Origin of the sequence: Picosynechococcus sp. PCC 11901, from assembly GCF_005577135.1 — a bacterium.
Lineage (GTDB): Bacteria > Cyanobacteriota > Cyanobacteriia > Cyanobacteriales > MRBY01 > MRBY01.
Genome location: NZ_CP040360.1, coordinates 1,443,931 through 1,465,072 on the forward strand (window position 1 = coordinate 1,443,931; position 21,142 = coordinate 1,465,072).

Consider the following 21,142-nt stretch of genomic DNA (forward strand, 5'->3'; position numbering starts at 1 on the left):
TTTATTCGTCTTCGGGGAGGGTAATGGGAGCAGGGGTGCGGGATTGACTTGTCGGGGGCTGTTCGGGAATGAGATAGCTGGCTTCTACTTGTTCGCTGCGGCCTGGGGTGGCGACAAAGCGTCCTTCGTCGATGGAATAAGTCATTTGTTCTGCCCGGAGACTATTGCCATCCTGGAGGACATAGACGTTGCCGCTGAGCACTAGTGTACGTTCTTCTGAAAAATATTGGGCCTGGGCAGCAGTAGCCTGGAGATTGCGGGCGGGATAATTGATCCGTACATTGCCCCGGGCAGTGATAATCCCCGTTTCGGTATTCGCCTCTTGGATATCAGAACGCACCGTGAGGGCATTGGCATTTTGGGCTTGGGCGGCCTGCTGGGGGGGAAGCTGACTGACCGTGGCGGCGATCGCCAAGGAGAGTCCCCCAAATCCATAAATCATTCGATTACCAAAGCCCTTGACCGTCATAATTGTTGTACCTGCTAAAAAGACTATGCGCGCTGGGTGCGGCTATTTACCCTAAAGACGCAACGATGGCCGATTGAGTTGCGGAATTATCTTCCTATAGTAAGCCTGGGATTTCCCTTTTCAACAAAAATTCTCCTAGGTTTGGAGACGCATCACCCGGAGGCGATCGCCTGCTGGGATTTCACCAGTCCCCTGGGGGACAATGGCGAGGGCATTGGTTTGGGCAAGATTCACTAAATTCGCAGAACTGTGGCCGCCCCCAGCCAAATGAAAAAGATAATCTGTCGCCGTGGCTACCAAGGTTCCCCACAGGTAAGTATCCCGCTTTCCAGCGCCCTTGAGGGGCTGATCACAGGTGGCCCAGACAAATTCTGGTGCCCAAGGCCCAGCATCGCCGGACAACTTTTTCAACGCAGGTTGCACGAACCGCCAACAACCCACCAGGGCCGATACCGGATTGCCGGGCAACCCAAAATAGAGTTTATTTCCAGGAAATTTCGCCACTGTCAGGGGTTTACCGGGACGGATGGCCACACTACGGATGAAAATTTCGCCCCCTAATTCTTCGAGGAGTTTTTCAACATAATCAAACTCGCCCACGGAAACGCCCCCCGTCGAGAGGATGAGATCTCCGGCGGCGATCGCCTTTTCCATGGTTGCTTTCAGTTGGGCCAGATCATCGGGGACAATGCCAAAATTTTTCGGAATCGCCCGTTGCCCCTGGACAAAGGCCGTCAAACCATAGCGATTCGAATCAACAATCTGGCCGACTTCTAAATTCTCCTGGGGCGATCGCAATTCATCTCCCGTGGAAAAAATTGCGACCCTCGGTTGCCGATAGACCGGAAATTCCACACATTGGCAGGCCGCAAGAACGGCTAAATCCGCTGCGCCCAACCGTTGCCCCGGTTTTAAAAGGGGTTTCCCGGCGCGATAATAGTCACCCCGCTGGCGCACGAACTGCCGCAAAGAGGGATTTTGTAAAATTTTGACCCGATCACCCCATTGCTCTGCATGCTCCTGCATCACCACCGTATCCGCTCCGGTTGGTAACATTGCCCCGGTAAAAATGCGCGCGGCTTGACCAGATGCTAGGGATTTTTGGGGCGCTTGACCTGCTGGAATCGTTTCAACAACTTCTAGTTCGACGGGCTCTTCTTCCAGGTCTGCAAACCGGATCGCATAGCCATCCATGGCGGAATTATCCCAGTGGGGAATATCTAATTTTCCGGTCGCCGTCGTCGCCAAAATCCGCCCCAGAGCCGTTTCTAGGGTGCTGGGTTCAGTCTCGCCCAGGGGGGCGATCGCCTGGAGAATTAAAGCTTGGGCTTGATCAACGGAAATCATACTTCGTCACGCATTTTGACACCCAATATAGTAGGTCAGTTTGCCAAACAAGTTAGTCTGGCCCTGAAGCATCACCTTGGGGCTGGCGATTCTCTTCGTAATAGCGTTTCCATTCTGTGGAACTGCGCACCGCTAACCACAGCAAAATCATCGCGATAATGCCGCCCTGCTCCGGCGATTGAAAGGCAAACAACACCAGCACCACACATAAAAAATCTTCCGTAAAAGACCACCACAGGGGCAGACCCCGCAACCGGAAAAACCACCCCGTCAAAGTCAGCTTCAGCACAAAAGCGACCAGCCCCCCCATTACCCCCACCAGCCAGAGCGGTTCAAATTCTAAACGGATCACCTGGGCCACGGTCAGGCTCAAAATAGCCCCCACAATCGGACTAAATAAGAGGGCGATCGCCTGGAGAATGCGTTGACCCAGGAGTTGCTTCGAGCCAAACAGCTCAAATACGGCCCACATCGTAAAAATAGCGATCAAAACCCGGGGCGGCAACCAACCGATCCCAGGCAAATTTGCCACCAATTCATCACTGTGGAGCAGCAAAATAATCAGCAACGGTAAACCGATGCGCATTCCCGCCGCCGCCGCTGCTGACAATACCGCCAAAAATCCGATGATCATGTCTGCATAAAAAATTCTGTGCCACAATCCCGTGGACAGAAGACCTTACCCTTCAGTGTATCGTTCCATTTTTAGGGATGGCCTTTTTTCCAATCCCGAATGATTTCACACCAGCAGATGTAACGATTTCCCCGTGATTCATGTTCCCAACCTCACAAGCCAAAGTCACCGTGATTTAATACCCCTTATTCGGCTTAAACCATGAACCATGACGGTAAATTCTCTCCTGAGCGATGCTAGCCTACGCCTCGAAAAAGCGCTCCACCACGTCAACATCTCTGAAGATGCCAGCGAACGCTTGAAATATCCCAAAATGAGCCTGAGCGTTTCTATTCCCGTGCGCCTCGATGATGGTTCTTTGAAAATCTTCCGGGGGTATCGGGTGCGGTATGACGACACTAGGGGGCCGGGTAAAGGAGGCGTGCGGTATCATCCCAGCGTTTCCTTAGACGAAGTACAATCCCTGGCCTTTTGGATGACCTTCAAATGTGCCTTGCTAGATCTCCCCTTTGGGGGAGCCAAGGGGGGCATTACTGTTGATGCCAAAAGCCTTTCTAAAGCCGAACTAGAACGTTTGAGCCGGGGTTACATCGAGGCGATCGCCGATGCCATTGGCCCCGACACGGACATTTTGGCACCAGATGCCTATACCAATGCCATGGTGATGGGTTGGATGATGGATCATTACAGCATTATTCAACGGAAAATTTTGCCGGGGGTCGTAACGGGCAAGCCCTTGGGCATGGGGGGAAGCCAAGGACGCAATACCGCGACGGCCAGTGGTGCCTTTGATGTGATTAAAACCATCTGCAAAAAACTAGAATATGTCCCCGAAAAAACCACCGTTGCGGTGCAAGGGTTTGGCAATGCCGGAGCAGAACTGGCCCAACAACTAGCCTGCGCTGGCTACCGTGTTGTCGCCGTTAGTGATTCCCGTGGGGGGATCTATGCAGAACAGGGCTTAGATATTCCGAGCATCCGCCAGTACAAGTCAGAAAGTCGGAATATGGCTGCTGTTTATTGTGAAAAATCCGTTTGTAATATTGTTGAACACCAAACAATCACCAATGAACAACTCTTGACCTTAGATGTTGATATTTTGATTCCGGCAGCCCTTGAAAATCAAATTACGGCGGACAATGCCCATCAAGTGCAAGCCAAATTAATTTTTGAAGTGGCCAACGGCCCCATTAGCTCGGCTGCGGATGTCATCCTAGAAGAAAAGGGAATTATGGTGGTGCCGGATATTCTCACCAATGCTGGGGGGGTCACGGTGAGTTATTTTGAGTGGGTGCAAAATCGCAGTGGCTTTTATTGGCCAGCGACGGACATTCGTGATCAGCTGAAGACACGTATGGTTACAGCCACAAACCAGGTGTGGCACATTGCCCAAACGCGACAGATTTCGATGCGGACTGCGGCCTATGTCCAGGCTCTGATGCGCCTCGGTGAGGCCCTAGATGCGAAGGGGACACGCACTTATTTTTCAGGCAGTTCGGCCTAGGGGAGAATTCTTTCGATTTACGCTCTAGAGACGGCAAAATCAGCAGGGTTCAACCAACGGCAGATCTCTGTTTTCAGTCCCTTTAGATCCTTTGATAGGCCTTGTTTTAACCATTGGCCAAAGGTATCGAGGGGAGAAAAGCCTTCGGTAAATTGCCAGTCTAGATCTTGACCTAAGGGGGTGAGGTGATTCCCCGTGAGGTTGAGGGTGGCCACCATATTGGGAAAGCGCTCGATGAGGATGGGGGTTAGATCTGGGGTTTGGTCAATGGTGTCGTTGTTGAACTGAATCAGGAGATTGCGCCGGATCTGGTAGCTGGTTTGGATAATTTCATTGGTCTCAAGAGGAGAAGGGGTAAATTCAAAATTAATCGTGTTATCCGGGTCAAACTGCTCGAAGAAAGGAATAGATTTTTTCACGGGAAAGTTGTTGTAGGACATCAAAACATTGCCTGCCCGTTGCACATTGAATAAGCTGCCAATCAACAGGTGAATTTTGCAGCCCATGCTGTGGCCCACACCATAGACAGGGAGGTAACGGTAGCCCAGTTGGTTTGAGTTTTGCAGTCGTTCGAGGATATTTTCAAAGCGGTTAAGCACCTGCCGGGCGATCGCCAAATGATCAAAACCATTCACAAAAGGAGTGGTGATAATCGCATACCCTTCGGCAGCAAGCTGTTCTAGGAGCCATTTGTAGGTGAGTTGCGGCGCAGTGCCCACAAAAGCACCCCCCAAAAAATGAATCACCCCCACCGGTTGTACTGGGATTAAAATCCAACTGCCACCAGACTCTTGCCAAATCATTATTTGCCGTTTGTTGCTTACTAAAAGTGGCTTTTATTGTAAAAGTTTTTCGGGGTTGGTGTGGCTCATCAGGTACAGGTCAGCTTCAGAAATGCCCGCCGCCGCCAACTGTTCTAAAAATCGCTGGTAGCCTTCAATGGGCGATGGATCAAGGGCTCGTCCGAGGTCGGTGCTCAGGACAAAGTGGGTTGCGCCGATGGTTTGGATCGCCTTCGCCATTGTTTCAATGCTCACATTCTCCCAGGCTTGGTGGTCGGCTTCGGTGGCATTTTCCCCCATCAATGTATTCACGTAGGTTAATTCTAAAAAAGCCCCTTGGTCGGCGATCGCCTGCATTTGTGCGAGGTTTAATCCTGGTACGGTGGCCATGGCATGGGTTACGAGGATTTTTTCAACGCCCAATTGTTTCGCCACAGGGACAACGGTGAGAATTTCTGCTGGGGAAATGTGGCCCGTACCTAAAACCAGATTATGGGCAGCAATGTACTGCAAAATGTCCGGCATTTCTGGCACCAGATGGCCATAACGGGCAACCCGCAATCCCCCAAAGCGGTGGTTTAGGGTCTGACGATGGTGGGCCGCATCAATGGTGGGTAGCCAAACGACTTTTCCCCGCCCTTCTCCCAGGCGATCCATGGTTTCCACAGCCCGGAGATTTAAGCCGCCCACCGTTTCATTGAGCACAACGCCGCCATATACTTCCATGTCCGGCACAACTTTGTGGGCCAACACCGCCCGATCCGCCGTTGGGGTGACGTGGTTTTTGAGCACGAGGGCTTGCATCCCTGCCTGGGCCGCTTTTTCAACCAGTTCTAAGTCGTCGTATAACCTAGCCGTGATATCCGGAGCAGAATGGACATGGAAATCGATACTGCCTTTAAAATCCGTGGCGATCGCCCCCAGCATCCCAACCCCCCAAATCCAGAGGCCCAAACCGATCCCGACTACCAACCGCAACAGGCAAGGATTTTTAAGGAAATAAAGGGGACGTTCCATGGCAGAGAATGATAGCTTTTGCGCTAGCGAATACGGTTTAAGGATTCCTTTCGTTTACGGAAGCGAGGATATCAACGTATGATATGTTACGTTAATTAAAATATCCTCATAAAACCAATTGCATCCGTTGGTTTTGTGTTCACAGGAGACCTATAAATATGCTTACCCTTAAGATTGCTGTTTACATCACAGTCATTTTCTTTGTATCTCTGTTTATCTTCGGTTTTCTATCTAGCGACCCAACCCGCAACCCCGGTAGAAAGGATTTCGAATAAAGTATTTTGGGCTGTTTATCGCAGCAAACTTGATTTACAGCATCAAAAATGGTGGGGATCTGTCCTAGGGCAACCCCACTTTTTCATGGGTATGGGTTTTAGATTCGCTACATTGAAAAGAAAGGCCATTGAGTCCCCCGCAACTGTCCCCTAAATGTCACCATGCTAAGACGACCTGCTTTTCCCATAACCGCCGTTGTTTTGCTCCTGACAACGCCCCTCTCGATCGCCTTGCCGCCCCCAGAGGATTTACCGGAGGAGGTGTTGCGCACAGAAATGATTACCGAAGGGCGATCGCCCATTGATGGAGAACCCGTCACTGCCCAAGAATACGCCGAAATCCAACAGGAACAGGCGGAACGAAATCTTCCCCCCACCGTCAATGCAGACATCCAGCACACCATTTTTCTTCTCCGGTTGCGGAAACTGCTGCAAACAATTTCTCCCTTTTAAACTGTGTCGGCACACGGAACTATAAATTTTTGTTGACTGATGGCCGGATAGGGGATGGGAGAGGCAAAAGTCCGGTGCTAAAATGCTGGCAATTCTGAGCTTTCCCCCAGGGGAAAACCCAGGCCCATTGTTCATTTTGGTGATGAGGATCAGATGAATATTCGCGCAGGTCTCACGGCGTTGGGGGTGAGTATGGCTACCCTAGGGCCCATTAGCTTTGCACCCATAGCCCAAGCTAATAGCGGTTTGTTTGGCACCCAGGATTTGACTCCTGGAGATGTGGTGGCGATCGCCGTCCCCCTTGCTGGTGGTGAAGCCTATAATCTTGTGATCCTTGAACAACTTGATCAAAACCGGGCCTGTTGGCGAGAACAGGCAGGCTCTCCCACGGTCATTGATCCGCTACTGTTGCAATTTGACTTTACGGGGATTTGTGGCCGCAGCACCGATTCCAACGGCTATTCTCTGCGCCTAGGGGAGCAAGATATGGCTTGGCGCTATCGCCTCCAACTGGTTCAGGAAAGGGGAGCGGTTGTCCTCAAGGCTTTTGATGTGGAAAATCCGGGGCGATCGCCCATCGAAGTGGGAGATACGGGAGGGCTGGCCCAGGGGATGCTGAAGATTAACCTTAATCCGGGTTGGCGCATGGCGAAACGCACCTATGAAGGAAAAACCCTGGGTCACATTTACCTCGCCAATGAACGGCCCCGTGATCAACTGGTTGCTGCCGCTCCCCGACAGGAATGGGTTGCAACTGCGCCCACCACCTATACCAGTAGCAAAATCACCGAAAAATCGGTCTCTGGCAGCGAAACAATTCAGATTTTTGTGCCTCCCTACCAAGAAACCACCAGTCGCCCGAACGAAACTCTCGTGGCAGCAATTACAGTTCCTGCGGCCCCTGAACCCATCGTGAGTCTACCGAGCAATCCCAGCAATCCCAACGTTCTCCCTGTCCCCCAACGCTCTATCCCCACCTACAGTTCTAGCAATACCGGGGTCATTCGCCTCGAAGAACCAGGCAAACAACCACCGCCACCGCCCAATAGTGCTTCCCTAGCCCAGAGTTTAGGCTTGCGTTACCGGGTAGTGGTTGATGCCCAAACCCCAGAACAAAAAGAACGGTTAAAGGCTGTTATCCCGGATGCGTTTCATACGTGGGTTGGCGATCGCCGGATGATGCAAGCCGGAGCCTTCGCCGCAGAATTTGAAGCCCAAGATCTGCAAATGCGCTTGCGAGAAACGGGTCTAGCCGTGCAAATTGTCCCTGTGCAGTAAGTGATGGCAAATTTTTCAGAAATCTTTGTGGCGATCGCCGCTGACCCTTGGCAGGAGGTGGTTGACTTTTACCGTGGCCTCCTGAATGACGAACCCGCAAGCTACAGCCAAGATCGTTACGCGGAGTTTCGGATTCTGGGTCTGAAAATCGGCATTTTTCAACCCAGTCCCCAACACCAAGCAGAATTTACCGGAACCTCAGGGGCTTTGAGTTTTTGCCTAGAAGTTGATGATCTCGAAGAGGCGATCGCCACCGTGCAAGCCTTAGGGGGAGCGATAAATGGTGAAATCATAACAGCCTCTCATGGACGTGAATGTTACGCCTACGATCCTGCCCAAAACCGCTTAATTCTGCACCAAAGTAATGCTATTCAACCCAATCCCTAGGGTTGGCTCCCTGATTCCTGTTCCATTTCTTCTACGGCCTTTTCCGTCCGCTCATGGGGATCTTGAAATCCCTCCCGTGGCAAAATACCCAGGACAAGATTGTTTACGGTTGTCTTTATTTGTTTACTCGCCCCCTTGAGAGGTTCCGGTAAAAAGACATCTCCCACCGCCACAAATGCCAGCAACAGAAAAATAACTAACTTCACCGAATTGCCTGCACTCATGAACTTAACTTTCATGGATCTATCCTTCCTCGTAAACGGCCACGGAAATATTTCTCTCAATTTTTATACTATGGCAACACCTGGCCCAGTGGCATCGGTACTAAATATTGGCTTAAATCTTGATCTTGGCACTCCTAGAAAATTTCCTTGCCCAAACCCCAAAGGCGTAAAATATCAACCATGTCCCCTGGCCTGTAATTTGTAGTTTCTACTATTTAACAAATCGAGACGATGAGCGAAGAAACCCCCGACCTAAAACCAGACGAAACCTTACCCAGTCCTTTGCGGTGTTGGTACGGTACTGCCGTTGCTGGTTCCATGTCCTTTGCAGCCTACCTTTTAACCAATAAAGTCATTGCGGGCTTTGCTAGTAAACCACCTACGGGGAATGGCCTTGCCATCCAAATTGGGATTACAGTACGCACCCTCATTATGGGCTTATTTACCATGGCGACCGGGGTATTTGGCCTCATTGCTGTAGGTCTATTTATTTTGGGTCTCCAGTCTCTCTTAAGCGGTAAGCAAACAACTTCCCCTGGTGATTCATAAAAAAACCCCTAGAATTGCTTCCAGGGTCAGGTCATTATTTTTCAGCATTTTCAGTTAAACAGCTTCACTTGCTGCCAGCTCCTCTAGAACGAGAAGGTTGTCCGAATCGTGCCAATAATGATGTCTTCGTTATCCTCATTTTGATTTGGGTTAATCAACCAAATCACACCAGGGGTAATGGAAATATTCTTGCTCAACTGATACTTATAAAGCCCTTCAATGTGCAAAGGCATATCATCGGTAAAGCCTTGGGGTGTGCCATTATTGACCTCTAGATTAGTTGCATAGGGTTCTGAGCCAACGATGATTGCCCCCATATTGCCAGGCTTACCAAGGTCAGGCAATGCCAAAATACCAGCCCAAGTCCAGATATCCGCTTCACCTTCATCGAACTTGGCATCGGTATAGCCGACCCAACCCCGGAGGCTGATTTTATCGGTAACATCCCATTGAACCTGGCCACCAAACGAATTAGTTTCAATATTTTTAATATTATTGAGACCAGGCATCATTTCAGGATCGTTAATATTAAGATTGTTAGCCCAGCCAGTTCCAGTACCACCATAGGCAAAATCACTTCTGTCAGTGGCATAGCCGCGAACATAGTTCACCCCAAATTTAAACTTGTCGCTGGGCTTGATTGCCAATTGCGCCATTGCGGAGTAGGTGCCGTTAAATAGTCCTTCTCCTTCGCTCGGATCACTGCCATTTGTTGCGAGATATCCCGCCGAAAGCTGGAAGACATCATTAAAGTCATGTTTAATCCCAATCCCGGTAGTGGAAGTACCAATCCCCAGGCGATAAATTGGGTTGCGCTCACCGAAACGAGAGAGGGCACCATTTGAACCACCACCAGCTTCTAGACCTGTATTGAAGGTATCTGCATAGAAGTGGTGAGCACCGAGAATCGCCATCGCCGTGACAGTTGTGCTATCACCAACTGGAAAGGCATAGTGCAGTCGATCGATTGTGACGTCGTTGTCACGCTCACCATCATAGGAAAAACGTCCTTCTGCAGTTCTGGGAGTAGAAGGAGACCCTAAAGTATCGTATTGTCCTGTAAATGAAGGGCCAGAATTTCCGGCACTTAAACGTGTATAGAGCCGATCTTTGCCAGTAAAGCTGGTGACCAGCATTAAGCGAACTTTGTCTTGAAAAACGGTTTGGGCATCATTGACGCCATCGCCAAAAGCATCAGAAACATTAAAAGAAACTTCCCCCACTAGCTTGGTCGTCGTTGAGAACTGATGATCTTCGAGGAATTCAACGCGGCCTTCGAGGTCATCAACGCGGGCACCGAGGGTTGCGAGTTCTGCTTCAAATTCATTCACGAGGCGACGTAGCGCAGCGAGATCTTCTGCCGTAACTTCAGAACTGCCACTGGTAATCAGCCGCTCAATTTGCTGTAAACAGGCATTTAAACCAGCAGCAAATTCATAACGACTGAGGGGACGGTTGCCACGATAGGTACCATCGGGATAGCCAACAATACAGTTGTAGTTTTCGACTAAATTTCGCAGCGCATCAAAGGCCCAGTCCGAAGGGGACACATCACTGAGCTGGAAAATGCTATTGACTTGAGCGGTAGAACTGTTCGCACTGTACTGATTAATTTGTTCGAGCAATGCTTGATTATCTGCGGCGATCGCCTGGCCGGTCATCGTCACAAAAGCGGTTGCAGCTAAGGATACAGTTTTCAAAGAAGTCATAGTTTGGTGTTTGTCCTCACACCCGAAGCTTTGATTTTGGCAAGGTTAATCAAAGTTGAAGTCGGGGTTAAAAAATGAATGGCTTAGTTTTGCCATGACTTATGGTGGAAGTTTTGTAGTATTTCCTACGAAATTGTGGCGGTGATGCAAATTTAGCGGGTACTACATGGAAGTTCTGGATGTAACCCCCTTGGGGAAGGCTTGTATCCTAGAAAAAGAAAAATATTTTTTGAGGTTAGTGAAATTATGGTTTCTGTAGCCGCGCAATTTGTTCGACGTGTGGGAATGATTTTTCTGTTGGCGATCGCCGTGATAATTTTGGTGACCCCAGAGGCGATCGCCGCCAGTAAACTGAACTACACCTATTCCGAACTGCCGAACCATGACTTTGCCCACGAAAATCTCCAGGCAGCGAGCTTTGCCCGGGCCGATGTGCGGGGGAGTGACTTTACTGGCAGTGACCTAAGCCGAGCCATCCTCACCGAAGGCAAATTTATGGAGGCCAATCTCACCGAAGCCAACCTTTCCGAAGCCTTTATGGATCAAGTCAACATGGAAGGGGCAAACCTCACCAACGCCATTTTTGTTGATGCCGTTGCACCGGGGACAAACTTTGCCGAAGCGATTATCGACGGGGCTGATTTTTCTGGTGCGCTCCTCGACCGCTATCAACTGTCTGAACTCTGCAAACGAGCCAGCGGCACCAATACTATTACCGGCACCGACACCCGCTACAGTCTCAACTGTAAAAATTAGTCCCCCTGGGAATTAGCAAAATATCCAGGAGATCTTTGGTCGCGATTTTTCAAAAAATCGGGATGATAGGATTTGAACCTACGACCCCCTCGTCCCGAACGAGGTGCGCTACCAAGCTGCGCTACATCCCGAAAAACAGAACCTATACTAACACAGGTAAACCTTGCTACGATAAAAACTTGTCCGTTAAGTCCAAAATTCTCAAAAAGTAAGGAGCGATCGCCGTGGCGGTAAAACCAGATTGGCTCAGAGTAAAGGCCCCCCAATGGCAACGGGTTGGCAGCGTCAAAGAAATTTTACGGGACCTCAGCCTCAACACCGTCTGCGAAGAAGCCTCCTGTCCCAACATTGGCGAATGTTTCAATGCAGGCACCGCCACCTTTTTGATTATGGGGCCAGCCTGCACCCGTGCTTGCCCCTACTGCGACATTGACTTTGACAAAGTGCCCCGGGGTTTAGATCCCACAGAACCCGACAATCTTGCCGAAGCCGTCCGCCGTCTGAATCTCAATCATGTCGTGATCACTTCCGTCAACCGTGACGATCTCCCCGATGGTGGCGCAAGCCAATTTGTAAAATGTATCGAACGCACCCGCGAACTGTCACCCAAAACCACCATTGAAGTCTTGATTCCTGACCTCTGCGGTAATTGGGACGCCCTCAAAACGATCCTTGATGCGGCCCCCGAAGTGTTGAACCACAACACCGAGACCGTCCCCCGTCTTTATAAAAAAACGCGTCCCCAAGGGGATTATCAACGTTCCCTGGAGTTACTCCAGCGCACCCGCGAGCTAACCCCCTGGGTTTACACCAAATCGGGGATTATGGTTGGCCTTGGAGAAACCGATGCCGAAGTGCGTGAAGTAATGCGTGATCTGCGAGCCGTAGACTGTGACATTCTCACCATTGGTCAATACCTCCAGCCCACCCAAAAGCATTTAGGGGTGCAAGATTTTATTACCCCAGCACAATTTGACGCTTGGCGCGAATATGGTGAATCCCTCGGCTTTTTGCAAGTAGTATCTAGCCCCCTCACCCGCAGTTCCTACCATGCCGAACAGGTGCGACATTTAATGGAGACTCACCCTAGATCTAAACCTGTCGTTGTTATGTGATGAAGCGCCCCATTTATCTCGATAACCATGCGACAACTCCCGTTGATCCGCAGGTACTAGAAGCGATGTTGCCCTACTTTACGGAGCAGTTTGGCAATCCTGCGAGTGCTGGCCATGTTTATGGGTGGGAAGCAGCGGCAGCGGTAGAACAATCCAGAGAAATAATCGCCAGCAGCATTGGGGCAGAGCCAGAGGAAATTGTGTTTACTAGCGGGGCAACGGAGGCAAATAATCTAGCGATTAAAGGGGTAGCTGAGGCTTATTTTGACAAGGGCAGGCATATTGTTACGGTGCAAACGGAACATCGAGCGGTGCTTGACCCCTGTGCCTATTTAGAAACTTTGGGGTTTGAGGTAACTTATCTGCCCGTGCAAGCCAATGGCTTATTGGATTTATCCTTGTTGGAAAAAGCACTCCGTCAAGATACGGTGCTGGTCTCGGTAATGGCGGCCAATAACGAGATTGGCGTACTCCAACCTGTCGCCGAGATTGGCGACCTTTGTCATAACCGGGGAATTTTATTTCACTGTGATGCGGCCCAGGCGATCGCCAAAATCCCCCTAAATGTCCAAACCCAAAACATTGACCTGCTGTCCCTGACAGCCCACAAAGTCTATGGCCCCAAGGGAATCGGTGCGTTGTATGTGCGCCGAAAAAATCCCCGTGTCAATCTTGCGCCCCAACTCCACGGCGGTGGCCAAGAACGGGGACGGCGATCGGGCACTCTCTACACGCCGCAAATTGTTGGCTTTGGTAAGGCCATCACAATCGGTCTGGCCCAGATGGACGAAGAAAATACCAGGCTTAAACTATTACGCGATCGCCTCTGGCAGCAACTCCAACCCCTAGAAGGCATTTATCTCAACGGCGACCTCGACCAACGGCTCCCCCATAACCTCAACATCAGTATCGAAAATATTGACGGCACCGCCCTCCTTTTGGCACTGCGCAATACCGTCGCCCTTTCCGCTGGTTCCGCCTGTAGTTCCGGTAAACCCTCCCATGTCCTCACGGCCCTGGGGCGATCGCCAGCCCTTTGTCGCGCCTCCCTGCGCTTTGGTTTAGGCCGTTTCACCACCGCTACCGATATCGATCACGTCGCCCACACCCTACAGCACACCCTCCACAGCCTCCGAAAAATGCCCACCAAGACCCCATGAAAGTGATCCAAAGTGAACACTTGGCTTTAGAATGGGATCTGAGGCGATTGCAAATATGCCGCTAAACCTTCCTGTATTTAGCCGTAACCGTCTTCTCCCTTTACACAGCGTGTGAAGAAAGAATTTGCTCCGGTCTTTGTTTGTTGTTGCGGTAATCCTAACCTTTTCCTCAACGACACAAGATCCGGCGATCGCCTACCATTTCATCTCACCCAGCCATACATAGACTCATGTCTGCGGTGAAGTCTGCACGAAACAAGAAATATCCAGCCTAGTTTCAAAGCATTTATTTCAGACAACAGAACTTGCATAGAACAGTTTTTTCAGCATTAAGCGAAAAAAATCGAGGAATTTGAATGCCTAAGCAAATTATTATTGCAGAGCAGCATCAGATTGCTGCCGTTTTTTGGGAAGACCAAATCCAAGAAATTGTCGTATCCACCGGTGCCCAACAGGTCGGTGACATCTATCTCGGTATCGTCGAAAACGTCATTCCTGGCATTGACGCGGCCTTTGTCAACATCGGTGACACCGAAAAAAACGGTTTCATCCACGTCAGCGATCTCGGCCCCATTCGACTCAGAAAAAATTCCAGCTCAATCACCGAACTCCTCGAACCCCAACAAAAAGCCCTGGTTCAGGTGATGAAAGAACCCACGGGGAACAAAGGGCCACGGCTCACAGGCAATATTACCCTCCCCGGTCGCTACGTCGTCCTGATGCCCTACAGCAAAGGAGTTAACCTTTCCCGCCGCATTAGTAGTGATAGCGAACGTAACCGTCTGCGGGCCCTCGCCGTGCTGATGAAACCCCCCGGCATGGGACTTTTGGTGCGGACTGAGGCTGAAGGTACCGACGAAGAAGCGATCATCGAAGATTTAGAACTGCTCCAAAAACAGTGGGAAGCGATCCAGCAGCAGGCAAACTACGGCCGTCCTCCGACCCTGATCAACCGCGATGACGACTTTATTCAGCGGGTGCTGCGGGACATGTACAGCGATGAAGTGAACCGCATCGTGGTGGATTCTGCCAGCGGCATGAAACGGGTGAAAAGCCAGCTCATGAACTGGGAAGGGGGGAAAGCGCCCGACGGTTTGTTAATTGATCATCACCGCGAAAAGCAATCGATTCTGGACTATTTCCGGGTGAATGCGGCCATTCGTGAAGCCCTCAAGCCCAGGGTTGAGTTGCCTTCTGGGGGTTACATCATCATTGAACCCACCGAAGCTTTAACTGTTATTGATGTAAACTCTGGTTCTTTTACTAAATCCGCCACCGCACGGGAAACGGTGCTCTGGACGAACTATGAGGCGGCCACAGAAATTGCGCGGCAACTGCGGTTACGCAACATTGGTGGGGTAATCGTGGTGGATTTCATCGACATGGATTCTCGCCATGATCAGTTGAAGTTGCTGGAGCATTTTACAAGTATTCTCAAGGCAGATAAGGCCCGGCCCCAGATCGCCCAGTTGTCTGAATTGGGTTTGGTAGAACTGACTCGCAAACGGCAGGGTCAAAATATTTATGAACTGTTCGGTAAGCCCTGCGCCCACTGTAATGGCCTCGGTCACTTGGTACATTTACCCGGTGAAGAGGAACCTGTACCACTCCAGCTCAATATTCTGTCTTCTCTCTCGCTCCAGGGCGGGGCGCGGACACCGGGAGAAAGTCGGCCTGTACTGTCTGGGGGACGGCGCGGCACCACCAGCCACGGACGACGGATTACATCACGGGTTGCTCGGAGCAAGCTGATTAATGCAGGGAATACACCTGCGGCAGAGCCGTTAAATCTGGTGCATCATCCCGATTATCAGGAACAAAGCAGCAATAATAATAATCGTCGTCGTCGCCGGCGATCGCCGGAGGTTTCGAGTAAGCCGGTGCTCCGGGACGAAAAAGAGACCCAAGATAATGGTGGCGATCGCCCCTCTGCTGAGACGCCAACAAAAGAAAAAAAAGAAACAAAAACGTCTTCGTCCCAAGACAACAGCAATACGTCTTCCCGCTATGACCGTCGCGAACGGAGTCGTTACCGCCGTGACGAGCCCAAAGAAACCGTCCAGGTGGAAATGACGGAGCAGGAAAAAAATGTCTATGCCCTGATTGGGGTATCACCCCTGGTGCGTTTAGACGCTGCTGGGAAAAAAGACCCCCGCTCAACGATTATCGAAATTGTGCGACCGGGAAGCGCCAAAGAAACCGATGCCACTTCGGAAAAAGTAACACCAGTCGAAAATTTAGAGCCGCAACAACTCAAGATTGAGACCCCTGAAACTGGAGAGGCCGCCCCCGAAGCAGACGACACAGCTCCCCAAACTGCTCAACCCGTAGAAACAAAAGTTTCACCCCAGGCGGAACCGGAAGCAGCAGAAAAAGACGCTGAAGAAAAGACCAATGGCCGCCGCCGTCGCCGTCGCCGTTCTTCCGCCAGTAGTTAAAACCCAATTACCGTTAACCTAAGGCAGTGGCAACACTGCTTTTTTCTTTTGGGGGTGTTTTCGCGCCCTCACTCTGACCCCAAAATTCCCCCTTAAAAAGCTATGGCACCGAAACAAACGACCGACGCAATCCTCACGGCTCTACAACATTTAATTGAGGTTGTCGCCCAATTGCGATCGCCCGATGGCGGTTGTCCCTGGGATTTAGAACAGACCCCCCAAACGTTAATTCCCTATGTGATCGAAGAAGCCTATGAAGTTGTCCATGCCCTCCGTCAGGATGACCAACAGGCGATCGCCGAAGAATTAGGGGACTTACTGCTTCAGGTGGTATTGCAAGCCCAAATTGCTCAAGAATACGGTCACTTCAGCCTCCAGGAAGTCGCCGAAGGCATTAGCGAAAAATTGATTCGACGTCACCCCCATGTATTTGGCGAAACCAATGCCAGCACCGTCGCTGAAGTTCGTCAAAATTGGGAGACCATTAAGGCCAAAGAAAAAGGTGAATCTCCACAGAACTTGCCCCAGCTCAGTCGGAAATTAGACCGCTATAACAGCACCCTCCCTCCATTGCTGGCGAGCCTGAAAATGTCAGAAAAAGCATCAGCGGCCGGCTTTGAATGGGAAAACATCGAAGAAGTGTGGGCAAAATTTGAGGAGGAACTCCAAGAATTTCACGAGGCGCTTCAAACCGAGGACAAAGCCCATCAACAGGCTGAACTCGGAGATCTGCTATTCACCATTGTCAATTTAGCCCGGTGGTATGACCTCGATCCCAATGCGGCGCTTCACGGCACCAACGACCGCATGGTGCAACGCATTTCTCTGATGGAAAAGTTTGCAGATAAGTCCCTGACAGATTACTCCCTCGCTGAGCTCGAAACCTTATGGCAAAAAGCTAAAACTGTTCTCAGTGAGAAGAATTTATTTCAAAAATAAGTATTATCTAATATATTCAGCATTTTTTGACCAATAAAACTTGTTCTACCGACAAGAAGTCTTTGATGCTTCTCTATACTTAGAAATATGCTTTTAATATGTATATTAGTCCTTTGAAACAAAAGATTAGAGTCTTCTGGAAAAAAATTCTCCATTTTTTATTTCCCAAAAAAATCCCAGATAATATTCTTCGTGCTTATCACCGAGATCTTAGGGAGATCAGATCGAAAGCCTGGCATCTCTATCGTATAGATTTAGATAAATTTAATAATGAAGAGTTCATTCAATATACTCAGATCAAATTATCAGTTGACCGTAACCTTGGTAACTATGAAGGTCTTGCAAAAATCATTGAACTCTTAGAAGTATGTTTTGATGCGACAGAGAGTTATCTTTTAATTTCTGATACTGAGGTTCGTTTTCGCAGCCCCATGCAAAAAACAATCTATCGATTTATTACAGAGACCCTAAATAAAGAAGATAACGAAAAAGCCTTAAAGGTAATTGATGGTAAAATCCGACCTCTCACAGGCAAAATTAAGACTGACCATGGACGTCTTGTTTTAACAGACTATCTAGATGCAATCGATACCGTTTCTCAGTACCCTCTCGGTTTTGATCTTTTAAGAACATTTAGGACAATCAGTGATACCACTGAATTATATGGTATCCTGCGTACAATTTATGATTTAGCGAGAACATTCAAAAAATCTGAAGTTCAATCTATTCAGCAGATTGAGTTCGTTGTCCAGGAAAATATTGAGGTTTTTAAAAAGCTCAATGGTCTTTTAAGCGTTCCAAAAGAGCATCGAAATATTGCCTCTTATGCTCGAATATTGCAGTATATTGGCTTAAAAAATAGATATCAAAAGGAAGCAAAAGAATTTGAGGATCTACTCAAATATCTAAAGGATTGGCAGAGGATTTACAAAAAGATTAAATTTACTCAGAGCAAATTCAGTCCCTATGAGTACAAGCTCCCTCCGGACTTCAAAAATCCTATACCGGCTTTTGAAATTTATAAAAAGTACAAAAAACATTTGTGATCTAGCGTGTATGACTTCTAATTGGATTATTCAGGCATGAAGTCAGGATTTTTGTTCCATTAAGGCTTACATATTTTAAATGTAATAAGTAACGATAGAAAGTGCGCTGCTCGTTGAGTTTTAAGGGATTAACTCGATTGTATTTTTCTATAAAATATTCCTTCCAAATTCAATCCGTTTCAAAGGTCTGTTTGAGTAACCTTAGGGAAGTTTTACTAATATAGTTTTTACAGAGAATAATCTGGGGTTGATGAATCAATCTGGGATAAAGTTTTTCTAATTGCTTTTTGATAATTTTATAGCTAAGACTGTCACATAAAATGGTCTCGCTACGCTGAATTAAGTAGCACAACCGTGGTGAATCCTCAGGAGTGCTCACAATCAAATTAATATCACTACCTTTAAGGCTTTGGATAATTGTAGAGGCTGCATGAAGTATCCCGGGACTAAAGCTCACTAAACCAAGATGATGGTTCGGGGGTAATGCCTTGATTTGGGCGAGTTCGGGGCCGTAGTCATGGAGTGTGACCGGAATAATTTGGATATTCGGAGGGGCGATCGCCGCCACGGCTTGGACAAAATAGGGAGTAGTGACAAGGGTTGCTGCAGTGATCCGTTCTAAGCGTTCAGCCAGTGCTTCTAGGGGAACTAGTTGGAGGGGAATGGTGATCGCCTGACTAATTTCTTGCAAAATCCACTGGCCAGCCCCCAATTCCCGTTGAGGGACAGTGATAATCACCTGGGCAGCACAGGCAAAACGCCAATCAATCGCCTTAATGAACAGTTGTCGAATTTGGGGCAAACTATACCCCGCCTCTAACAGTTGGTGAATCGCGTCATCAAAAATGGTCTGGAGTTGAGGTGACGGTTCCTTGATGGCCTGGGGTGGTGTCGCTGGGGACTGGCGCTGATCTTGGACGTAAACCCCTGAGCCTGGGACTAACTTTACGAGGCCGAGGGCTTCGAGTTCTCGGTAGATCTTACTGATGGTGTTGCGGTGAAGTCCGGTAATCATCTCCAATTGTCGCAGACTTGGCAGCCGTTGATCGCTAGCAAACTGATGGGAGGCGATCGCAAATTGTAATTGATCCAGAAGCTGTTGGGACGCGGGAATTTCACTATCGGACTGAATATGAAAAGAAAACGCCATGGGGACCCTCGCAGAGATCATTGCTTCTATTATCAAAGCCAAAAAACCCAAGGCGATCGCCCTGGGTTATCAAAAAATTTTCATTATGGAGGGAATCTCAATTCTGCGACATTAAGTGGCCAAACAGCCGAAACGTGCTTACTTTAAGCCTAGACAATATTCTCTTCCCATTTGCGGGGGGGAGCCGCTCGACGAGTATTGCGCCAAATCTGCGTTGCCGCCAAAGTGCCATCTGCCACCGCCACAGATACTTGGTTAAGACCTTTTTTGAGATCACCAAGGGCAAAGATTCGTTCATGGCTTGTTTGACACATATCATTGGTCACGAGATTTTCGCCATCCCACTCCAAACCATCAATCCCTTTCAAGTATTCGTTGTAGTAGGTCGAACCCATATTTACCAAACCCGTAGTGGCTTCGACAATGGTGCCATCCTCTAGTTCAACGCCGCTCATCTTGTGCTTTTCGCCGTGGAACTTCACAATTTTTTGTTCGTAGAGGGGATAGCCGTGTTCAGCGAGCTTTTCTTTCATTTCATCGCTCACTTCCACGAGGCCATGGGTCAGCACGGAGATGTAGGGGGTGAACCAATTTAAGACAAAAGCCGCGTTGATCTGTCCTTCGGTGCCCGCAATGACGACCGCCTTTTGATCCCACATATCGAAGCCATCGCAGATCATACAGACATGAAGAGTATAGCCAGCATAGTCATAGACGTTTTGCATATCATCGGTTTCGGGGAGATTGTCGATGATGCCAGAGGCGGCGACTACATATTTACTGCGAAAAACAGGATAAGTACTATTTTTTTTGCCAACTTTTACTTTGACAGCGAGGGTTTCACCTTCATCGGTGACTTCTTCGACGTAACCCCGCAGGTGATCGGCGCCCCAATCAATGGCCTGCTTAGTGCTCTGGAGAATAATATCTCGTCCGGGGGTTTCAGGATCTAAGCCAACGTAGTTGCGGAGATCTTGCATCCAGAAGGAGCGGCCCCTGCCTTTTTCAACGATGAGGCACTTAAGACCGTAGCGGGCAAGGTAGATTGCAGCGGATAGTCCTCCCATCCCGCCCCCCACAATAATGGCATCATAGACGGTATCTAAACGGGTTTCGAGGTTTTTACTAGAAAGCTTCATGGCAGGGTCCCCCAATGGTTTGGCGGTGGTACGAGAAATAAAAAAAGCAAAGAAGGCGATCGCCGCCCCCCTTGCCTTAGTCTAAAAAAATTATTTGGTGAGCGTCAGTGATAGAAACTTAGCCAACAAATTCTTTGCGGGGTTCAGAAACACCAGGAGCAGATTCGCCCTTGATGTAAGCCAGCATGGTATCTGCATCAGATACTTCAAAAGGATCGGTGGGGCAGTTATCAGAGAAGTCAGGCTCTACAAACATTTTCTTGATTTCGCCATCTTCGACGAGCATGGAGTAGCGCCAAGAACGCATCCCAAAACCGAGGTTAGACTTCTCAACGAGCATCCCCATTTTGCGGGTAAATTCACCGTTACCATCGGGAAGGAGGAAGACTTTGTCAGCACCGATTTCCTTACCCCACTTGAACATTACGAAAGCATCGTTTACAGACAGACAGATGATTTCATCAACGCCCTGGGCCTGGAATTCGCTATAAAGCTCTTCGTAACGGGGTAAGTGGTTGGAGGAACAGGTGGGCGTGAAAGCACCAGGCAGGGAGAAAAGAACAACTTTCTTGCCACCGAAAATGTCAGCGGTGGTTTTGTCTTCCCAACGGTAGGGGTTGGGGCCTTCTACGGATTCATCGCGGACGCGGGTTTTGAAGACAACGTCAGGTACTCTAGCCATGTGGACCTCTTGGATAGTGTGATAACAGAAAATTTTAGGAAAGGTCTCAACCTTTCTTAATAAGCCAGAATAATTCTTATTTAGGAATA

At 49.2% G+C, this 21,142-nt stretch carries 22 protein-coding genes and 1 tRNA gene; 12 read left to right on the forward strand and 11 right to left on the reverse strand.

Features of this window, described 5'->3' with window-relative positions:
- Position 1: 1 nt before the first annotated feature.
- The 3 genes from FEK30_RS07970 to FEK30_RS07980 form a co-directional block, all read right to left on the reverse strand.
- The gene (locus FEK30_RS07970) at positions 2-469 is read right to left on the reverse strand and encodes an LptA/OstA family protein (RefSeq protein WP_012306399.1); all 468 of its coding nucleotides are present in this window, start codon (positions 467-469) and stop codon (positions 2-4) included.
- Between the two features lie 135 nt (positions 470-604).
- Positions 605-1,816 (reverse strand): molybdopterin molybdotransferase MoeA, encoded by a 1,212-nt coding sequence (locus tag FEK30_RS07975; RefSeq protein WP_138072782.1) that lies wholly within the window; start codon positions 1,814-1,816, stop codon positions 605-607.
- Between the two features lie 52 nt (positions 1,817-1,868).
- On the reverse strand, positions 1,869-2,450 hold the full coding sequence (locus tag FEK30_RS07980) for a DUF4126 domain-containing protein (RefSeq protein ID WP_062432805.1): 582 nt from the start codon (positions 2,448-2,450) through the stop codon (positions 1,869-1,871).
- A gap of 208 nt (positions 2,451-2,658) precedes the next feature.
- Between FEK30_RS07980 and FEK30_RS07985 the strand changes: the two genes are divergently transcribed.
- Positions 2,659-3,954: a Glu/Leu/Phe/Val family dehydrogenase gene (locus FEK30_RS07985; protein ID WP_138072784.1), complete on the forward strand. Its 1,296-nt coding sequence runs from the start codon at positions 2,659-2,661 to the stop codon at positions 3,952-3,954.
- Positions 3,955-3,971: 17 nt separating this feature from the next.
- On the opposite strand, the gene FEK30_RS07990 is transcribed toward FEK30_RS07985, so the two are convergent.
- Positions 3,972-4,757, reverse strand: a complete 786-nt coding sequence (locus tag FEK30_RS07990) for a DUF1350 family protein (protein WP_062432810.1) — start codon at positions 4,755-4,757, stop codon at positions 3,972-3,974.
- A 33-nt stretch (positions 4,758-4,790) separates the two neighbouring features.
- On the reverse strand, positions 4,791-5,753 hold the full coding sequence (locus FEK30_RS07995) for a DUF6282 family protein (protein ID WP_181445683.1): 963 nt from the start codon (positions 5,751-5,753) through the stop codon (positions 4,791-4,793).
- A 158-nt stretch (positions 5,754-5,911) separates the two neighbouring features.
- Here FEK30_RS07995 and FEK30_RS08000 point away from each other — a divergent pair, with 158 nt between their 5' ends.
- The 4 genes from FEK30_RS08000 to FEK30_RS08015 all read left to right on the forward strand — a co-directional run bounded on the left by FEK30_RS08000 (position 5,912) and on the right by FEK30_RS08015 (position 8,146).
- Positions 5,912-6,028, forward strand: a complete 117-nt coding sequence (locus FEK30_RS08000; protein WP_015132356.1) for a photosystem II reaction center protein I — start codon at positions 5,912-5,914, stop codon at positions 6,026-6,028.
- A gap of 162 nt (positions 6,029-6,190) precedes the next feature.
- Positions 6,191-6,481, forward strand: a complete 291-nt coding sequence (locus FEK30_RS08005; RefSeq protein ID WP_030005999.1) for a hypothetical protein — start codon at positions 6,191-6,193, stop codon at positions 6,479-6,481.
- A 153-nt stretch (positions 6,482-6,634) separates the two neighbouring features.
- Positions 6,635-7,759: a DUF3747 domain-containing protein gene (locus FEK30_RS08010; protein ID WP_138072786.1), complete on the forward strand. Its 1,125-nt coding sequence runs from the start codon at positions 6,635-6,637 to the stop codon at positions 7,757-7,759.
- Positions 7,760-7,762: 3 nt separating this feature from the next.
- Positions 7,763-8,146 (forward strand): VOC family protein, encoded by a 384-nt coding sequence (locus FEK30_RS08015; protein WP_138072788.1) that lies wholly within the window; start codon positions 7,763-7,765, stop codon positions 8,144-8,146.
- Here the strand turns inward: FEK30_RS08015 and FEK30_RS08020 are convergent.
- On the reverse strand, positions 8,143-8,385 hold the full coding sequence (locus FEK30_RS08020; protein ID WP_052349580.1) for a hypothetical protein: 243 nt from the start codon (positions 8,383-8,385) through the stop codon (positions 8,143-8,145). The two genes, FEK30_RS08015 and FEK30_RS08020, sit on opposite strands and share 4 nt — an antisense overlap.
- Positions 8,386-8,601: 216 nt before the next feature.
- On the opposite strand from FEK30_RS08020, the gene FEK30_RS08025 reads away from it, so the two are divergent.
- Positions 8,602-8,919 carry a DUF3082 domain-containing protein gene (locus FEK30_RS08025; protein ID WP_012306410.1) on the forward strand — a complete coding sequence of 106 codons (318 nt, stop codon included), beginning with the start codon at positions 8,602-8,604 and terminating at the stop codon, positions 8,917-8,919.
- Between the two features lie 83 nt (positions 8,920-9,002).
- Here the strand turns inward: FEK30_RS08025 and FEK30_RS08030 are convergent, their stop codons facing one another.
- Positions 9,003-10,628 (reverse strand): iron uptake porin, encoded by a 1,626-nt coding sequence (locus tag FEK30_RS08030; protein WP_138072790.1) that lies wholly within the window; start codon positions 10,626-10,628, stop codon positions 9,003-9,005.
- Between the two features lie 246 nt (positions 10,629-10,874).
- Between FEK30_RS08030 and FEK30_RS08035 the strand changes: the two genes are divergently transcribed.
- Entirely contained in the window at positions 10,875-11,384 is a 510-nt protein-coding gene (locus tag FEK30_RS08035; RefSeq protein WP_138072792.1) for a pentapeptide repeat-containing protein, read from the forward strand.
- A gap of 57 nt (positions 11,385-11,441) precedes the next feature.
- Here the strand turns inward: FEK30_RS08035 and FEK30_RS08040 are convergent.
- A tRNA-Pro gene (locus FEK30_RS08040) sits at positions 11,442-11,515 on the reverse strand.
- Between the two features lie 93 nt (positions 11,516-11,608).
- On the opposite strand from FEK30_RS08040, the gene lipA reads away from it, so the two are divergent.
- The 5 genes from lipA to FEK30_RS08065 all read left to right on the forward strand — a co-directional run bounded on the left by lipA (position 11,609) and on the right by FEK30_RS08065 (position 18,082).
- Positions 11,609-12,499 (forward strand): lipoyl synthase, encoded by an 891-nt coding sequence (gene lipA / locus FEK30_RS08045; protein ID WP_138072794.1) that lies wholly within the window; start codon positions 11,609-11,611, stop codon positions 12,497-12,499.
- The gene (locus FEK30_RS08050) at positions 12,496-13,659 is read left to right on the forward strand and encodes a cysteine desulfurase family protein (RefSeq protein WP_315862704.1); all 1,164 of its coding nucleotides are present in this window, start codon (positions 12,496-12,498) and stop codon (positions 13,657-13,659) included. The genes lipA and FEK30_RS08050 overlap by 4 nt, the downstream gene beginning before the upstream one ends.
- A 356-nt stretch (positions 13,660-14,015) precedes the next feature.
- Complete coding sequence (gene rne / locus FEK30_RS08055; RefSeq protein ID WP_138072798.1) at positions 14,016-16,097, forward strand: ribonuclease E; 2,082 nt, start codon at positions 14,016-14,018, stop codon at positions 16,095-16,097.
- A gap of 102 nt (positions 16,098-16,199) precedes the next feature.
- The gene (mazG, locus tag FEK30_RS08060) at positions 16,200-17,036 is read left to right on the forward strand and encodes a nucleoside triphosphate pyrophosphohydrolase (protein ID WP_138072800.1); all 837 of its coding nucleotides are present in this window, start codon (positions 16,200-16,202) and stop codon (positions 17,034-17,036) included.
- Positions 17,037-17,134: 98 nt separating this feature from the next.
- Positions 17,135-18,082: a hypothetical protein gene (locus FEK30_RS08065; protein ID WP_138072802.1), complete on the forward strand. Its 948-nt coding sequence runs from the start codon at positions 17,135-17,137 to the stop codon at positions 18,080-18,082.
- Positions 18,083-18,251: 169 nt separating this feature from the next.
- Here the strand turns inward: FEK30_RS08065 and FEK30_RS08070 are convergent, their stop codons facing one another.
- From FEK30_RS08070 to FEK30_RS08080, 3 genes are all read right to left on the reverse strand, one after another.
- Positions 18,252-19,232, reverse strand: a complete 981-nt coding sequence (locus FEK30_RS08070) for a GntR family transcriptional regulator (RefSeq protein WP_168191135.1) — start codon at positions 19,230-19,232, stop codon at positions 18,252-18,254.
- Between the two features lie 149 nt (positions 19,233-19,381).
- Entirely contained in the window at positions 19,382-20,371 is a 990-nt protein-coding gene (locus FEK30_RS08075; protein ID WP_138072806.1) for an NAD(P)/FAD-dependent oxidoreductase, read from the reverse strand.
- Between the two features lie 118 nt (positions 20,372-20,489).
- Positions 20,490-21,053 (reverse strand): peroxiredoxin, encoded by a 564-nt coding sequence (locus FEK30_RS08080; RefSeq protein WP_012306421.1) that lies wholly within the window; start codon positions 21,051-21,053, stop codon positions 20,490-20,492.
- Between the last annotated feature and the right edge of the window lie 89 nt (positions 21,054-21,142).

What these genes read in the sequence shown, in the direction of transcription:
- FEK30_RS07985 (WP_138072784.1), top strand. Translation starts at nt 2,659, where the DNA reads ATGACGGTAAATTCTCTCCTGAGCGATGCTAGCCTACGCCTCGAAAAA.
- FEK30_RS08025 (WP_012306410.1), top strand. Translation starts at nt 8,602, where the DNA reads ATGAGCGAAGAAACCCCCGACCTAAAACCAGACGAAACCTTACCCAGT.
- FEK30_RS08005 (WP_030005999.1), top strand. Translation starts at nt 6,191, where the DNA reads ATGCTAAGACGACCTGCTTTTCCCATAACCGCCGTTGTTTTGCTCCTG.
- FEK30_RS07980 (WP_062432805.1), bottom strand. Translation starts at nt 2,450, where the DNA reads ATGATCATCGGATTTTTGGCGGTATTGTCAGCAGCGGCGGCGGCGGGA.
- FEK30_RS08065 (WP_138072802.1), top strand. Translation starts at nt 17,135, where the DNA reads ATGTATATTAGTCCTTTGAAACAAAAGATTAGAGTCTTCTGGAAAAAA.
- FEK30_RS07970 (WP_012306399.1), bottom strand. Translation starts at nt 469, where the DNA reads ATGACGGTCAAGGGCTTTGGTAATCGAATGATTTATGGATTTGGGGGA.
- FEK30_RS08020 (WP_052349580.1), bottom strand. Translation starts at nt 8,385, where the DNA reads ATGAAAGTTAAGTTCATGAGTGCAGGCAATTCGGTGAAGTTAGTTATT.
- FEK30_RS08075 (WP_138072806.1), bottom strand. Translation starts at nt 20,371, where the DNA reads ATGAAGCTTTCTAGTAAAAACCTCGAAACCCGTTTAGATACCGTCTAT.
- mazG (WP_138072800.1), top strand. Translation starts at nt 16,200, where the DNA reads ATGGCACCGAAACAAACGACCGACGCAATCCTCACGGCTCTACAACAT.
- FEK30_RS08080 (WP_012306421.1), bottom strand. Translation starts at nt 21,053, where the DNA reads ATGGCTAGAGTACCTGACGTTGTCTTCAAAACCCGCGTCCGCGATGAA.
- FEK30_RS08035 (WP_138072792.1), top strand. Translation starts at nt 10,875, where the DNA reads ATGGTTTCTGTAGCCGCGCAATTTGTTCGACGTGTGGGAATGATTTTT.
- FEK30_RS07975 (WP_138072782.1), bottom strand. Translation starts at nt 1,816, where the DNA reads ATGATTTCCGTTGATCAAGCCCAAGCTTTAATTCTCCAGGCGATCGCC.
- FEK30_RS08010 (WP_138072786.1), top strand. Translation starts at nt 6,635, where the DNA reads ATGAATATTCGCGCAGGTCTCACGGCGTTGGGGGTGAGTATGGCTACC.
- FEK30_RS07990 (WP_062432810.1), bottom strand. Translation starts at nt 4,757, where the DNA reads ATGATTTGGCAAGAGTCTGGTGGCAGTTGGATTTTAATCCCAGTACAA.
- FEK30_RS08070 (WP_168191135.1), bottom strand. Translation starts at nt 19,232, where the DNA reads ATGGCGTTTTCTTTTCATATTCAGTCCGATAGTGAAATTCCCGCGTCC.
- FEK30_RS08000 (WP_015132356.1), top strand. Translation starts at nt 5,912, where the DNA reads ATGCTTACCCTTAAGATTGCTGTTTACATCACAGTCATTTTCTTTGTA.
- FEK30_RS07995 (WP_181445683.1), bottom strand. Translation starts at nt 5,753, where the DNA reads ATGGAACGTCCCCTTTATTTCCTTAAAAATCCTTGCCTGTTGCGGTTG.
- FEK30_RS08030 (WP_138072790.1), bottom strand. Translation starts at nt 10,628, where the DNA reads ATGACTTCTTTGAAAACTGTATCCTTAGCTGCAACCGCTTTTGTGACG.
- rne (WP_138072798.1), top strand. Translation starts at nt 14,016, where the DNA reads ATGCCTAAGCAAATTATTATTGCAGAGCAGCATCAGATTGCTGCCGTT.
- FEK30_RS08015 (WP_138072788.1), top strand. Translation starts at nt 7,763, where the DNA reads ATGGCAAATTTTTCAGAAATCTTTGTGGCGATCGCCGCTGACCCTTGG.